We start from the raw sequence: 640 nt of genomic DNA, 5'->3' as shown, positions 1-640 counted from the left end.
TGCGGGGATCACTATTCCGGCGCAAGTGACAGAAGTTAAGGCCCGTCCCGGTGAATATCATGTCGCCATCAGCGGAACAAAAAGCGGCGAAGTGACCCTGACCGTGTCGGTGGGTGGCATAACGCTAGACAATAAACCGCGGCTTACCCTGCTGGCTGATAGCCGTACCCCGCAGATGACAGATTTGGCGATCAGCCAAAGCCCCGTGCAGGCGGGGGATACCGTGAGCTATTCGCTGAAAGTCGTTGATACCAACAATAACCCCCTGGAGGGCATGACAGTGTCATGGCAGCCCGCTGCCAATCTGGTCTACGACAACCCCCGCCAGACAAATCTGTCCAGCCAGACAAATACCCAAGGAATGGCTGAGATCAGCCTGAATCTTTTGAATGTCGGTACATTCGTGTTTAAAGCGTCATTGGATGGCAAACAGTATCAAGATATGCCGACCCTGACAGTAACACCGGCCCCGATTGACGTGCAAAAATCCACGTTTGTCACCAGCGTGGCGCAAACTAAGATCGGAGGCGAAGCAACATTAACAGTGACTTTATTGGATAAATACGACAATCCGATCAGTGGCAAAAAGGTTAATATTGAATTGGTGAATAAATTAGATGGCGTTAAGGTGAAGACGGTC

The 640-nt window shown here is 50.9% G+C and carries 1 protein-coding gene; it reads left to right on the top strand.

The genetic code is table 11. The features are described 5' to 3' along the window. Positions 1 to 640: Ig-like domain-containing protein (locus FE392_RS20020; protein WP_319931880.1), on the top strand; the 640-nt coding region annotated here is incomplete at both ends.

Source organism: Xenorhabdus santafensis (assembly GCF_033949405.1).
Taxonomy (GTDB): domain Bacteria; phylum Pseudomonadota; class Gammaproteobacteria; order Enterobacterales; family Enterobacteriaceae; genus Xenorhabdus; species Xenorhabdus santafensis.
Note: the sequence above shows the minus strand (reverse complement) of the source record. Positions and strands in the feature narration are given on the sequence as shown.